We start from the raw sequence: 13,245 nt of genomic DNA on the forward strand, positions 1-13,245 counted from the left end.
CGCCCCTTCCGCTCCTTCATCCCCGAGGGGAGTGCGCCATCAACGCAGCACCCACGAGCAGCAGTCCGGCGAGCCCGGACGCCCCTGCCGTAGAACTCCGCGGCATCACCAAGCGGTTCCCCGGCGTCGTCGCCAACCACGACATCCACCTCACCGTGCGCCGCGGGTCCGTCCACGCCCTGTGCGGCGAGAACGGCGCCGGCAAGTCCACCCTGATGAAGATCCTCTACGGCATGCAGAAGCCGGACGAGGGCACCATCACGCTGGACGGCCACGAGGTCACCCTGCACACACCGGGCGACGCCATCGCCCGTGGCATCGGCATGGTGCACCAGCACTTCATGCTCGCCGACAACCTCACCGTCCTGGAGAACACCGTCCTGGGCGCCGAGAAACTGCACGGCATCTCCGGCGGCGCCCGCGCGAAAATACGCGAGATCTCGGACGCGTACGGGCTGAACATCCGGCCCGACGTGCTCGTCGAAGACCTCGGCGTCGCCGACCGCCAGCGCGTGGAGATCCTCAAGGTCCTCTACCGCGGCGCCCGCACCCTCATCCTCGACGAGCCGACCGCGGTCCTCGTCCCGCAGGAGGTCGACGCGCTCTTCGACAACCTGCGCGAGCTGAAGTCCGAGGGTCTGACCGTCATCTTCATCTCCCACAAGCTCGGCGAGGTGCTGTCGGTCGCCGACGACATCACCGTCATCCGGCGCGGCACGACCGTCGCGTCCGTCGAACCGGCCGCCACCACCCCCAAGCAGCTCGCCGAGCTGATGGTCGGCAGCGAACTGCCGTCCCCCGAGACCCGCGATTCGACCGTCACCGACCAGCCGATGCTGGAGGTCGACGGCCTCCACCTGACGGCAACCGACTCCGACGGCGTGGTCCGCACGGTCCTGGACGGCGTCGGCCTGACCATCCACAAGGGCGAAGTGCTGGGCGTCGCAGGTGTGGAGGGCAACGGCCAGGCCGAACTGGTCGAGGCCATCATGGGCACCAGGGCACCCGACCACGGCACCGTCACCCTCGACGGCACCGACATCTCGCGCACCACCACCCGCAGGCGCCGTGAGGGCGGCATCGGCTACATCCCCGAGGACCGGCACCGCCACGGCCTGCTGCTGGAAGCCCCGCTGTGGGAGAACCGCATCCTCGGGCACGTCACCGAACGCCCCAACAGCAAGGGCAAGCTCCTCGACATCCCCGGCGCCCGCAAGGACACCGCACGCATCGTCGACGCGTACGACGTGCGCACCCCCGGCATCGAGGTCACCGCGGCCTCGCTCTCCGGCGGCAACCAGCAGAAGCTGATCGTCGGCCGCGAGATGAGCCACCACCCCAAGCTGCTGATCGCCGCCCACCCCACCCGCGGCGTGGACGTCGGCGCGCAGGCGCAGATCTGGGAACAGATCCGCGAGGCCCGCCGCGAGGGCCTGGCGGTGCTGCTGATCTCCGCCGACCTGGACGAGCTGATCGGCCTGTCCGACACCCTGCGGGTGATGTACCGCGGCCGGCTGGTCGCGGACGCCGATCCCGCCGTCATCACCCCGGAGGAGTTGGGCTCCGCCATGACCGGTGCCGCCAGCGGCCACCTCACAGCGGACGGGGACACCGGCACCGGCCGCCCCGCGTCCGGCGGCGCGGCCGCGACGGGCGGTGACCAGGAATGAGCACCGCGACCAAGCTCCCCACCGGGGACGCGGCCAGGAGCGCCACCCGCGAGAAGGTGATCCTCGCCGTCGCCGCGCCGCTGCTGGCCATCGTCGCCGCGATAGTCATCAGCTCGCTGGTCTTCCTGGCGTCCGGCGAGAACCCGTTCCGTGCCTACGGGATCATGGCCGATTACGGCCACTACAGCGACAGCCAGGTCTGGATCATCAACAAGGCGGTGCCGTACTACCTTTCGGCACTGGCGGTCGCCATCGGCTTCCGGATGAACCTCTTCAACATCGGCGTCGACGGCCAGTACCGCCTCGCCGCCTTCGCCGCGGCGGCCGTCGGCGGTGCCGTCGTGCTGCCGGGCGCGCTCCAGATCATCCTGCTCATCGTCATCGCGATGCTGGTGGGCGCCGTCTGGTCCGGCATCGCGGGGCTGCTCAAGACCACCCGCGGCGTCAGCGAAGTGATCACCACGATCATGCTGAACTCCATCGCCGCATCGGTCATCGGCTACTTCCTCCAGGACGGCCGCCTCGCCGTCAAGGACGGCAACCTCCTGCACACCAAGTTCCTCCCGGAAGCCGCCCACTTCTTCTCCTTCCCCACCCACCCCAAGCCCGTCTACGGCTTCGTGGTGATCGCGGTGGTGGCCGGCGCGCTGTACTGGTTCCTGCTCTCCCGCACCCGCTTCGGCTTCGACCTGCGGGCCGTCGGCGCCTCCGAGCCGGCCGCCGAGGCCAGCGGCGTCAGCGTCAAGCGGATGGTCGTCATCTCCATGCTGCTGTCCGGCGCAGCGGCCGGCCTGGTCGGGATGCCCACCCTGCTCGGCGAGTCCTTCCAGTACGGCACGGACTTCCCGGCCGGCATCGGCTTCACCGGCATCGCCATCGCCCTCCTCGGCCGCAACCACCCCCTCGGCATGGCCTTCGGCGCCCTGCTGTGGGCCTTCCTCGACCGCACCGGCTCCCGCCTGGAGTTCGAGGGCTACGCCCAGGAAATCGTCGGCGTCATCCAGGGCGTCATCGTGCTGTGCGTGGTCATCGCGTACGAGATCGTGCGCCGCTACGGACTGCGGCTCCAGCAGCGCAAGGTCGGCGAGGAACTGGCGGCCGCGGCCCGTACCGCGGGTGCCGACAACAACGACAAGCCGGAGGTGTCGGCGTGAGTGCGGACCTCAAGCCCGCGGCGCAGCCCGCGGCCCCCGCGACGGCCGGCCGGCGCAGGCTGACCTACCCCTGGGTCCTGCTGATCATCGCCGTCGCCCTGCTCGCGGTCTCCGCGCTGCGGGCGATCACCGGCACGGCGGACCTCACCTCCACCGGCCAGTTCGGCGCCGCGCTCGGCGCCGCCGTGCCGATCGGCCTCGCGGGCCTGGGCGGCCTGTGGTCCGAGCGGGCCGGCGTGGTCAACATCGGCCTCGAAGGCATGATGATGCTCGGCTCGTTCGCGGCCGGCTGGATCGGCTGGCAGCACGGGCCGTGGGCCGCGGCGCTGGCCGGCATCATCGGCGGCGCGCTCGGTGGCCTGATCCACGCGGTCGCCACCGTCACCTTCGGCGTCGACCACATCGTCTCCGGCGTCGCCATCAACATCCTCGCCCTCGGCGCCACCCAGTACCTCGCCACCCTGTGGTTCGGCGCGGAAGGCAGCGCCGCGCAGGCCGCGGGCGGCAACGACAAGCAGTCCCCGCCGATGCCGGACATGCCGACCTTCACCGTCCCCGGCCTCTCCGACTGGCTCAACTCCATCGAGGCGCACCACTGGTTCGCCGTCTCCGACCTCGCCGGCATCCTCGGCGCCGCCGTCACCAACGTCTCCTGGCTGACGGTGGCCACCATCGGCCTGTTCGTCGGCAGCTTCTACCTGCTGTGGCGCTCGCCGTTCGGCCTGCGGCTGCGGTCCTGCGGCGAGGCCCCGCTGTCCGCCGAGACCCTGGGCGTCAACGTCTACCGGTACAAGTACGCGGCCGTCCTGGTCTCCGGCGCGCTCGCCGGACTCGGCGGCGCCTTCCTCTCCATCGGCGTGCACTTCTACCAGGACGGCCAGACCGGCGGCCGCGGCTACATCGGCCTGGCCACGATGATCTTCGGCAACTGGCGTCCCGGCGGCGTCGCGATGGGCGCCGGACTCTTCGGCTTCATGGACGCCATGCAGCTGCGCAGCGGCGGCCCCACCGTGCACGCCCTGCTGCTCGGCCTCGCCGCCCTGCTCGCCGTCCTCGCGCTGCTGCGGCTGCGCGCCGCCAAGCGCGGCCAGGCAGCGGCGGCCGCCGTCGTCGCCGTCGCGCTGGTCGTCTGGTACTTCCTCGCCGACACCGTGCCGCTCGAACTCGTCGAGGCCAGCCCCTACATCGCCACCCTGCTCGTGCTCGCCCTCTTCTCCCAGCGGCTGCGGCCGCCGAAGGCCGGCGGCAGACCCTACCGCCGAGGACAAGGCACATGAACCCACAGGTGCAGGTCGACTGGACCGCACTGCGCGCGCAGGCCCGGGACGCCATGTCCCGGGCCTACGCCCCGTATTCCGGCTACCCCGTAGGCGCCGCCGCGCTGGTCGACGACGGCCGCACGGTCACCGGCTGCAACGTCGAGAACGCCTCGTACGGCCTCGCGCTGTGCGCCGAATGCGGTCTGATCTCCGCCCTGTTCGCCACCGGCGGCGGCCGGCTGACGGCCTTCACCTGCGTCGACGGCGCCGGTGAGCCGCTGGTCCCGTGCGGCCGCTGCCGCCAGCTGCTGTACGAACACGGCGGCGGCCCGCTCCTCGTCGACACGGCGTCCGGCATCCGCACGCTCGCCGAGCTGCTGCCGGACGCCTTCGGCCCCGGACACCTGCGCGGCTGACACCGGCACACGGCGGCGCACCGGGCCGCCGCCCGGTGCGCCGTCGCCCTCGCACCCCGGTGTCTATGCGTGTAGAACTTGATCAACCGCCCGAAAGGAAGCCCCCATGGACGTCATCTCCGTCATCCGCACCAAGCGCGACCGCGGTGAGCTGACCGCCGATCAGATCGACTGGGTGATCGACGCCTACACCCGTGGCGAGGTCGCCCACGAGCAGATGTCGTCCCTGGCGATGGCGATCTTCCTCAACGGCATGAACCGCACGGAGATCGCCCGCTGGACCGCCGCGATGATCAACTCCGGTGAGCGGATGGACTTCTCCTCGCTGCCCCGCCCCACCACCGACAAGCACTCCACGGGCGGCGTCGGCGACAAGATCACCCTCCCGCTCGCCCCCCTCGTCGCCGCCTGCGGCGCCGCCGTACCCCAGCTCTCCGGCCGCGGCCTCGGCCACACCGGCGGCACCCTCGACAAGCTGGAGTCCATCCCCGGCTGGCGCGCCGGGCTGTCCAACGACGAGATGCTGGCCGTCCTCCACGACGTCGGCTCCGTCATCTGCGCCGCGGGCGACGGCCTGGCCCCCGCCGACAAGAAGCTCTACGCGCTCCGCGACGTGACGGGCACCGTCGAGGCCATCCCGCTCATCGCCTCCTCCATCATGTCCAAGAAGATCGCCGAGGGCACCGGATCGCTCGTCCTCGACGTCAAGGTCGGCTCCGGCGCCTTCATGAAGCACCTCGACGACGCCCGCGAACTCGCCTCCACCATGGTCGAGTTGGGCGCCGACCACGGCGTGAGCACGGTCGCCCTGCTCACCGGCATGGCCACCCCGCTCGGCCTCACCGCGGGCAACGCGCTCGAAGTCCGCGAGTCCGTCGAGGTCCTGGCGGGCGGCGGCCCCCAGGACGTCATCGACCTCACCCTCGCCCTCGCCCGCGAGATGCTCGACGCCGCGGGCCTGACGGACGCCGACCCGGCCAGGGCGCTTGCCGACGGCTCCGCCATGGACCACTGGCGCCGCATGATCACCGCCCAGGGCGGCGACCCCGACGCCGCACTCCCGGTCGCCCGCGAACAGCACGTCGTCACCGCCTCCGCCACCGGCACCCTCACCACCCTCGACGCCTACGCCGTCGGCCTCGCCGCCTGGCGCCTGGGCGCAGGACGCGCCCGCAAGGAGGACCCCGTCCAGGCGGGCGCAGGTGTCGAACTCCACGCCAAGCCGGGCGACCCGGTCACGGCAGGAGCGCCGCTGCTGACCCTGCACACCGACACCCCCGAGAAGTTCCCCTACGCCCTGGAGGCCCTGGAAGGCCAGGTACTCGTCGGCCCCGCAGACACGGCCTTCGCCACCCCGCCCGTGGTGCTGGAACGTATCGGCTGACCTGGGGTTTTCCCGTATGGGCGAAGGGGGGCCGCGGACGGGGCCGGGGTCTGTTCGGCATGCTGGGATCGGTGTCATCACGAGTAAGGAGACCGCCATGAGTGCACTCCCCGCCGACCCCGCTCCGGGACGGCACTGGGATGAGCTGGTCCGCTTCTGGGAGGAGTCGGACTGGCCCGAGGGCAGCAAGGTGGAGATCATTGATGGGATCATCGTTGTGACACCGCCGCTGGCCGCGCCCCACAACCGTATTGCCGAGAAGATCCATCGCAGGCTGTACACCGTGCTTCCCGAGGACTGGGGGGTCCACCAGACCCTCGGAGTTGCTCACCCCTCGCGCGGTCGCCTCTACATCCCGGATCTGGTCGTGATCCCGGACCCGGTGGTGGACGCGCTGGAGGGGGGAAACTCCGCGCCGCTCACGGCCGCAGAACTGGTCGTCGAGATCACCTCGCTGTCCAACGCGAGCTACGACCGGATCAACAAGGCGGCTGCCTACGCACAGGCGGGGGTGCCGCTGTATCTCCTCGTCGACCGCTTCGCCCCGCCAGGACCGACCGTCACGCTCTACGGGGAGCCCCAGGGCGATGTCTACCGGGAACTCCAGAAGGTGAAGTTCGGGGACGAGATCCATATCCCCGAGCCGTTCGATCTCACCATCGACACCAGCGTGTTTCCCTTCGGCGTCTGACGACGAAGGGCCCGCCCCACCAGGACAGGTGGTGGGGCGGGCCCTCCGCGTTCCGGGGCGCCGGGGCCGCTACGCCGCCCGCTCCAGCCGCAGCAGCCGCTGTTCGGCCAGGGCCTTGCGGGTGGCGTACAGCGTGATCGCGGCGGCGCCGACCATGGCGGCAAGGCCGAGGGCGATGGTGCCCTCCCAGCCGGCCGCGTGGAAGGCGAAGGCGCCGAGCGCGCCTCCGATGCTGCTGCCGATGTAGTACGCGCACTGGTACAGCGCCGACGCCTGGGCGCGTGCCGTCTTGGCCGTGCGGCTGACCGCGGCCGACGCGACGGCGTGGCCGGCGAAGAAGCCCGCGGTGATCAGGATCAGCCCGGCCAGCACGGCGCCGACCGAGTCGGCGAGGGTGAGCAGCAGCCCCGCGGACGTGGTGCCCACCGCCAGGTAGAGGGCGCCGCGGCGGCCCAGCCGGCCGACGAGCTTGCCTGCCGCGGCCGATGAGACCGTGCCGACGAGGTAGACCAGGAAGATCGAACCGACGATGCCCTGCGGGAGGTTGAAAGGTTCGGCGACCAGGCGGTAGCCGATGACGGTGTAGACCGCGCCGAACACCGTCATGAACAGCGCGCCGATGCCGTACAGGCGGCGCAGCAGCGGATCGGCGAGGTGGCCGCCGAGGGTGCGGGCGAGCGCCCGCGGGCCGACCGAACGGGACGCGAAATGCCGGGCCTTGGGGACCAGGAGCTGGAACGCGACGGCGCACACCACGGCCATCAGGCCCACCGAGCCGAGGCCCATCCGCCAGCCCCACGCCTGGGCGACCCAGCCGGACACGATCCGTCCGGACATGCCGCCGATGCTGTTGCCCGCCACGAACAGGCCGATGGCGGCGACCAGCGCCTTGGGGCGCACCTCTTCCGCGAGGAAGGCCATCGCCGACGCCGGGAGACCGGCCAGTGCCACGCCCTGGACGACGCGCAGCGCGATCAGCCAGCCCAGTGACGGCGCGAACGGCACCGCCATGGCGATCAGCGCGGCGACCGAGAGCGAGGCGGTCATCATCGTGCGGCGGCCGAAGCGTTCGGAGAGCGCGCTGAGCGGGATCACCGCGAGCGCCAGTCCGAAGGTGGCGCCCGACACCGTCCAGCTCGCCTGGTCGGCCGGTACGTGCAGGTCGGCCGAGATGGCGGGCAGCAGCGCCTGCGTCGAGTAGAGGAGCGCGAAGGTGGCCAGGCCGGCGGCGAAGAGGGCGAAGCTCATCCGGCGGTAGCCGGGGCCGCCGGGGTGCAGTTTCGCCGTGTCGGGGTCGGCGGCGGTGTCGGCGAAGGACGGGGAGGAGGCGACCGCGGGAAGGGTGGCGGACGCCCCGGTATCAGCGGGAGGCATGGTTCGAAGGTAGACACACAGGTTTTATGCGTCCAATGCATGGAAACGCCATAATCGATGCCGTGGCGCATGACCGCAGTTCAGGCGCGCCTGTGTCACAAGATGGCAAGAGAAAAGACATCCTGGGAAGGAAACAGCAGGTGGGAAAGGACGGTACGCGAGGGGGCCGCGGGGCGCATCGGGCGGCGGAGGTCGCCGAGACCGCGGAAGTGGGGGCCGACTCCTGGGCGTTGGCCCTCGCGCCCCGGTTGGCCCAGTTCACCGCTGTCGCCCGGCACGAGCACGTCACCCGCGCCGCACACGAACTCGGCATGCCGCAGCCCACCCTCAGCCGCGCCCTCGTCCGCCTCGAAGACGACCTCGGCGTCGCCCTCTTCGCCCGGCACGGCCGCACCCTCTCGCTCACCCCGGCGGGCCGCGCCTTCCGCGCCTGGACCGAGAAGGCACTCGCCGACCTGGAACGCGCCACCGAATCCGTACGCGCCGACGCCGACCCCGCGGCGGGCAAGGTCGCCTTCGGCTTCCTGCACACCCTCGGTTCCGAAACCGTCCCCGGCCTCATCCGCACCTTCCGCGCCGACCACCCCAGGGTCCGCTTCCAGCTCGTACAGAACTACGGCGAGGCGATGATCGAACGGCTGCGGGCCGGCGACCTCGACCTGTGCCTGACCTCGCCGGTCCCCGACTACCCCGACCTGGTCGCCCGCCGCCTCGACGAACAGAAGCTGCGCCTCGTCGTCCCCGACGACCATCCGCTCGCCCGGCGCAAGCGGATCCGGCTGGCCGAGGCGTCCGGCGAACTGTTCGTCACCCTCGAACCGGGCTACGGGCTGCGCCGGATCACCGATGCGCTGTGCGCCGAGGCCGGGTTCACGCCGCGCATCGCGTTCGAGGGGGAGGAGGCGGAGACGCTGCGCGGCCTGGTCGCCGCCGGCCTCGGCGTGGCACTGCTGCCGCCGCCCGCGGTCCCCAGGCCCGGTGTCGCCGAACTGACCGTGACCGCACCCCGCGCGGTCCGCGAGATCGGCGTCGCCTGGCTGGACGGCCACCAGGACACACCCCCGGTGGCCGCGTTCAAGAAGTTCCTGCTGGGGCGGCGGGGAGTGCTGCTGCCGCGGTGAAGGGGGAGGTCGGCGACACCCCTTGCTCACCGTGCCGTCGGCGCCGCGGTCGGGCAGAACCGGGCACGATGCGGGGCGCATCGGGTGCCCGGACCAGCAAAACGGGTCGGATGCGGGGGAGTTGGCGTCCGGTGCCGGATGACGGGCACCGGCACGGCTCCGGTGCCCCAGAGGAGTCGGCCGGGCACCGTGCGCGAGTAACCTCACAGGCCCCACTGGTCACCTGCACAACTTCTCCACAGGGGCGAACTCCGTTACGTGGCTATGACATAGCCAGGTTGACAGTCGCTGTCATCACACAAGTAGGTTCGGTATAAACCGAGTTTCCACTACATACCGGCGCCCCTGCGCCGGGAGGAGAGACACCCATGGGTTCCCACGCCCGCCCCAATCGGATACACCGCACCGGAGTCCGGATCGCGATGGTCGCGCTTGTCGGGGCCGCTCTGCCGATCACCGCCGGCGGCCTCGCCGAAGCGGCCACGCCCGGTGCCACGCACTCCGCCGACGAGAACGGCCGGCAGGGCAGCGAGGCCACCACCCCGGCAGGCCAGGACCAGGACGCGCAGCAGCAGCCCCAGGCGGCGCAGCACGCCGCCAAGGACAAGGCCGCCGACACGCAGGACCTGAAGGACCAGGCCGCTCCCCAGATCAACGCCGACCACGCCTTCCTGCTGGACGCCCGCGACGGCAGCCAGGAGCGGGAGATGTGGGGCGGGGCCAAGGCCGACGAGAGCGTGCCGATGGCCAGCACCACCAAGATCATGACCGCCCTGGTGGTGCTCAAGCACCCGGAGTGGCTGGACCATCAGATCGCGGTGAAGCAGGAGTACCGGGACTACGTCCAGAAGGTCGGCGGCAGCACCGCCGACCTCCAGACCGGCGACAAGCTGACCGTCAGGCAGATGCTGCACGCCATGCTGATCCCGTCCGGTGCGGACGCCGCGCGGGCCCTGGCCGACAACTTCGGCACCGGCGACACCGAGGACGCGCGGATCGCCGACTTCGTGAACCAGATGAACGCCGAGGCGCAGCAACTGGGCATGACCGGCACGCACTTCGACACCTACGACGGCATCTCGCACGGCAACAACCACAGCACCGCCCGCGACCTGGCCAAGCTCGGCCAGCGCGCGATGCTGCAGCCGGTGTTCGCCGACGTCGTGAAGAACAAGCAGTTCAAGACCGAGGCCCCGGCCGCCAACGGTCACACCCGGTACTACACCTGGAACAACACCAACGAGCTGCTGGGCAGCTACGACGGTGCCCTGGGCATCAAGACCGGCAGCGGCCCGGAGGACGGCTACTGCCTCGTCTTCGCCGCCAAGCGGGACAACCGCACCCTGGTCGGCGCGATCCTCAAGGACGACAAGGGCCGCTTCGACGACGCCACCAAGATGCTCGACTGGGGCTTCGCCCACTGAGCAGGCAGCACCCCCGGCACCGAGCGCGCACCGCGTGCGCTGCCGCAGGCCCCCGCCCCGTCCCCACCCCCACGGTGGACGAGCGGGGGCCGTCCGCTTCGCGACGGGCCGTGCGCGCCGGCGGCACCCGGTCGTGAAGTCCGGTCAGGACCCGCTACGAGATGCGCGCCGCCCCCCCGCCCTCGCCTGCTCCCACTCGCCCGCGGCGGCATCTGCTTGAGGCGGCTCCGCATCGCATGCCGAATCGCTCGGTCAGTGCCGCAGTGACTTGCCGAAGCCGGAGGCGAGCGGCATGCGCAGGCCCAGGGGCGGCGGCGCGGCCAGGGCGTCCTTCACGGGTCGGGCGAAGTCCCGGGCGAACAGTGAGCCCAGCATGAAGTCGGCGGCCAGCGCGTGGACTTCGGCGCGGTGCTGGAAGAGGGAATGGCCGTCGGAGTGCACCTCGAAGCGGCAGGTGTCGCGGTTGATCTTCTTGGCGCGCTCGGCGAAGCGGTAGGACAGGTCGGGGTCGGTGCGCTCGTCGTTCGTGCCGTGCACCAGCAGCACATGACGGCCCACGAGCTGCTTCACCGGCTCAAGATCCCCGGGCTCGTCGCCGGGCTCCGGCAGCCACGGGGCGATCCCCAGCACGGAGTTGACGGCCGGGTGCCCCGCGGCGTGCAGCGCGGCCCGCGCGCCCATGCCCGTACCGACCAGGCAGACCGGCACATCGCCGTAGCGGCGGACGACCTCCGCCACCGCCCAGGCGGCGTCCTCCGCCGGATGGGCGGCCGCGCCGTTCCAGCCGCGGCAGCGGTAGTGGACGACATGGGCGGCAAGACCCTCGGGGCGGCCCACCTTCGCCAGCTTGGCCGCGAGCGGCCGGACCGCCAGCGCCGGAACCGGCGAAGGACGCCGGACGCCGCTCGCCTCCCCGCCCGGCAGGAGCAGCGCGACCCCGCTCACCGCGCGGCCGGGCACCCGCCCGCCACCCTTCCACCGGAGCGCGGTCCGCGCCCCCTCGTCACCGGACAATCCCAGCGGTTTTCCCAGCCGGGCGTCCCGCTCCGGCAGCGCTTGCTGAGCCATGACCAGAACGATGGCAGATCATGGGGTGCGGGCCACCCCGTGGACGGGTCACTGTTACGTATCGTTCGGTGAGATCTACGCGCGTAGGGACTAGAGTGCCGAGATGACGAGCGAGACCATCACCCTCCCGACCAGTGAACAGATCGCCCGCGCGCCCAAGGTGCTGCTGCACGATCACCTCGACGGCGGGCTGCGCCCCGGCACGATCGTCGAGTTGGCCCGCGCCAACGGCTACGGCGGACTGCCGGAATCCGACCCGGAAAAGCTCGGGACCTGGTTCCGTGAGGCCGCCGACTCCGGTTCGCTGGAGCGCTATCTGGAGACCTTCGCGCACACCTGTGCCGTCATGCAGACCCGCGACGCGCTGGCCCGGGTGGCCGCCGAGTGCGCCGAGGACCTGGCCGCCGACGGCGTCGTCTACGCGGAGATCCGGTACGCGCCCGAGCAGCACCTGGAGAAGGGGCTCACCCTCGAAGAGGTCGTCGAGGCCGTCAACGACGGCTTCCGCGAAGGTGAACGGCGGGCCCGCGCCAACGGTCACCGCATCCGTGTCGGCTCCCTGCTGACCGCCATGCGGCACGCGGCCCGCGCCCTGGAGATCGCCGAACTCGCCAACCGCTACCGCGACTTCGGCGTCGTCGGCTTCGACATCGCGGGCGCCGAGGCCGGCTACCCGCCCACCCGCCACCTCGACGCCTTCGAGTACCTCAAGCGCGAGAACAACCACTTCACCATCCACGCGGGCGAGGCGTTCGGCCTGCCGTCCATCTGGCAGGCGCTCCAGTGGTGCGGCGCCGACCGGCTCGGCCACGGCGTCCGGATCATCGACGACATCGAGGTGAGTGACGACGGCGAGGTGAAGCTCGGCCGGCTCGCCTCCTACGTGCGCGACAAGCGCATCCCGCTGGAGATGTGCCCCAGCTCCAACCTCCAGACCGGCGCCGCCCCTTCGTACGCGGAGCACCCCATCGGGCTGCTGCGGCGGCTCCAGTTCCGGCTGACGGTCAACACCGACAACCGGCTGATGAGCGGCACGACGATGTCCCGCGAATTCGCGCACCTGGTCAAGACATTCCGCTACACGCTCGATGACATGCAGTGGTTCACAGTCAATGCGATGAAATCAGCGTTCATTCCTTTCGATGAACGACTGGCCATGATCAACGACGTGATCAAGCCCGGATACGCCACCCTGCGCTCCGAATGGCTGTTCCCGCAGACCGGCTCAACTCCCTCCGCAACCACGGGTTCTGGCCCCGCATAAGGCGTATGCGAAGGATTCACGGAATACGGCCGGCGGCTCGTCCACCGGCCGTATTTCCGTGTCCGGGGATGTTTGCGGCGGCGCCGATCACGTCACTAGGTTGCAGTGCCGGTCAGAACCCCATCATGAGGACGTATTGCCATGAAGCAGGGAACCATCAGGACTCTCGGTGCCGCGGCGCTCGGCGTCGCCTTCGCCGCCGCGGCAGCGGGCACCGCGGCCGCGGCCCCGGCGGTCGACGCGGGCGGCGCCACCGGCGTCCTGCGCAATCTGCCCGTCGAGCAGACCGCCAAGACCGTCACCGACACCACCCAGGGCCGGCCCACTCCCGACGGCGTCAACGCCAACAGCAAGGGCAACAAGCTGCTGGGCGGCCTGCCCACGAGCCTCGTCGCCAAGGCCCTCCCGCTCGGCTGAGCA

General features: G+C 71.1%; 12 protein-coding genes. 10 read left to right on the forward strand and 2 right to left on the reverse strand.

All coding sequences use genetic code 11. From position 1 onward, the window contains the following. Positions 1–38 precede the first annotated feature (38 nt). The 6 genes from LIU39_RS19705 to LIU39_RS19730 all read left to right on the forward strand — a co-directional run bounded on the left by LIU39_RS19705 (position 39) and on the right by LIU39_RS19730 (position 6,574). Positions 39–1,670: an ABC transporter ATP-binding protein gene (locus tag LIU39_RS19705; RefSeq protein ID WP_372463977.1), complete on the forward strand. Its 1,632-nt coding sequence runs from the start codon at positions 39–41 to the stop codon at positions 1,668–1,670. Beyond that, positions 1,667–2,824 (forward strand): ABC transporter permease, encoded by a 1,158-nt coding sequence (locus LIU39_RS19710; RefSeq protein WP_227048086.1) that lies wholly within the window; start codon positions 1,667–1,669, stop codon positions 2,822–2,824. The genes LIU39_RS19705 and LIU39_RS19710 overlap by 4 nt, the downstream gene beginning before the upstream one ends. Continuing rightward, positions 2,821–4,101 carry an ABC transporter permease gene (locus LIU39_RS19715; protein ID WP_227048087.1) on the forward strand — a complete coding sequence of 427 codons (1,281 nt, stop codon included), beginning with the start codon at positions 2,821–2,823 and terminating at the stop codon, positions 4,099–4,101. Before LIU39_RS19710 ends, LIU39_RS19715 begins: the two co-directional genes overlap by 4 nt. After that, the gene (locus tag LIU39_RS19720; protein WP_227048088.1) at positions 4,098–4,499 is read left to right on the forward strand and encodes a cytidine deaminase; all 402 of its coding nucleotides are present in this window, start codon (positions 4,098–4,100) and stop codon (positions 4,497–4,499) included. The genes LIU39_RS19715 and LIU39_RS19720 overlap by 4 nt, the downstream gene beginning before the upstream one ends. A 106-nt stretch (positions 4,500–4,605) precedes the next feature. After that, the gene (locus tag LIU39_RS19725; protein ID WP_227048089.1) at positions 4,606–5,883 is read left to right on the forward strand and encodes a thymidine phosphorylase; all 1,278 of its coding nucleotides are present in this window, start codon (positions 4,606–4,608) and stop codon (positions 5,881–5,883) included. 97 nt (positions 5,884–5,980) lie between these two features. Further along, the gene (locus LIU39_RS19730) at positions 5,981–6,574 is read left to right on the forward strand and encodes a Uma2 family endonuclease (protein ID WP_227048090.1); all 594 of its coding nucleotides are present in this window, start codon (positions 5,981–5,983) and stop codon (positions 6,572–6,574) included. A 69-nt stretch (positions 6,575–6,643) separates the two neighbouring features. On the opposite strand, the gene LIU39_RS19735 is transcribed toward LIU39_RS19730, so the two are convergent. After that, positions 6,644–7,948, reverse strand: a complete 1,305-nt coding sequence (locus tag LIU39_RS19735) for an MFS transporter (RefSeq protein ID WP_227048091.1) — start codon at positions 7,946–7,948, stop codon at positions 6,644–6,646. A gap of 62 nt (positions 7,949–8,010) precedes the next feature. On the opposite strand from LIU39_RS19735, the gene LIU39_RS19740 reads away from it, so the two are divergent. Beyond that, positions 8,011–9,069, forward strand: a complete 1,059-nt coding sequence (locus LIU39_RS19740) for a LysR family transcriptional regulator (protein WP_372463976.1) — start codon at positions 8,011–8,013, stop codon at positions 9,067–9,069. Between the two features lie 368 nt (positions 9,070–9,437). Beyond that, the gene (locus tag LIU39_RS19745; protein ID WP_227048093.1) at positions 9,438–10,493 is read left to right on the forward strand and encodes a D-alanyl-D-alanine carboxypeptidase family protein; all 1,056 of its coding nucleotides are present in this window, start codon (positions 9,438–9,440) and stop codon (positions 10,491–10,493) included. A 252-nt stretch (positions 10,494–10,745) separates the two neighbouring features. Here LIU39_RS19745 and LIU39_RS19750 read toward each other — a convergent pair whose 3' ends face one another. Then, complete coding sequence (locus LIU39_RS19750; RefSeq protein WP_227048094.1) at positions 10,746–11,561, reverse strand: alpha/beta fold hydrolase; 816 nt, start codon at positions 11,559–11,561, stop codon at positions 10,746–10,748. A gap of 103 nt (positions 11,562–11,664) precedes the next feature. On the opposite strand from LIU39_RS19750, the gene LIU39_RS19755 reads away from it, so the two are divergent. Further along, positions 11,665–12,825 (forward strand): adenosine deaminase, encoded by a 1,161-nt coding sequence (locus LIU39_RS19755; RefSeq protein ID WP_227048095.1) that lies wholly within the window; start codon positions 11,665–11,667, stop codon positions 12,823–12,825. A gap of 141 nt (positions 12,826–12,966) precedes the next feature. After that, a complete protein-coding gene (locus LIU39_RS19760; RefSeq protein WP_227048096.1) occupies positions 12,967–13,242 on the forward strand; it encodes a hypothetical protein in 276 nt (91 codons plus the stop codon). Positions 13,243–13,245: the final 3 nt, after the last annotated feature.

Source organism: Streptomyces pinistramenti, assembly GCF_020564935.1.
Lineage (GTDB): Bacteria > Actinomycetota > Actinomycetes > Streptomycetales > Streptomycetaceae > Streptomyces > Streptomyces pinistramenti.

Excerpts from the sequence above, each read along its gene's own strand:
- LIU39_RS19710 (WP_227048086.1), top strand. The coding sequence starts at position 1,667 with ATGAGCACCGCGACCAAGCTCCCCACCGGGGACGCGGCCAGGAGCGCC.
- LIU39_RS19750 (WP_227048094.1), bottom strand. The coding sequence starts at position 11,561 with ATGGCTCAGCAAGCGCTGCCGGAGCGGGACGCCCGGCTGGGAAAACCG.
- LIU39_RS19730 (WP_227048090.1), top strand. The coding sequence starts at position 5,981 with ATGAGTGCACTCCCCGCCGACCCCGCTCCGGGACGGCACTGGGATGAG.
- LIU39_RS19755 (WP_227048095.1), top strand. The coding sequence starts at position 11,665 with ATGACGAGCGAGACCATCACCCTCCCGACCAGTGAACAGATCGCCCGC.
- LIU39_RS19735 (WP_227048091.1), bottom strand. The coding sequence starts at position 7,948 with ATGCCTCCCGCTGATACCGGGGCGTCCGCCACCCTTCCCGCGGTCGCC.
- LIU39_RS19760 (WP_227048096.1), top strand. The coding sequence starts at position 12,967 with ATGAAGCAGGGAACCATCAGGACTCTCGGTGCCGCGGCGCTCGGCGTC.
- LIU39_RS19725 (WP_227048089.1), top strand. The coding sequence starts at position 4,606 with ATGGACGTCATCTCCGTCATCCGCACCAAGCGCGACCGCGGTGAGCTG.
- LIU39_RS19720 (WP_227048088.1), top strand. The coding sequence starts at position 4,098 with ATGAACCCACAGGTGCAGGTCGACTGGACCGCACTGCGCGCGCAGGCC.
- LIU39_RS19745 (WP_227048093.1), top strand. The coding sequence starts at position 9,438 with ATGGGTTCCCACGCCCGCCCCAATCGGATACACCGCACCGGAGTCCGG.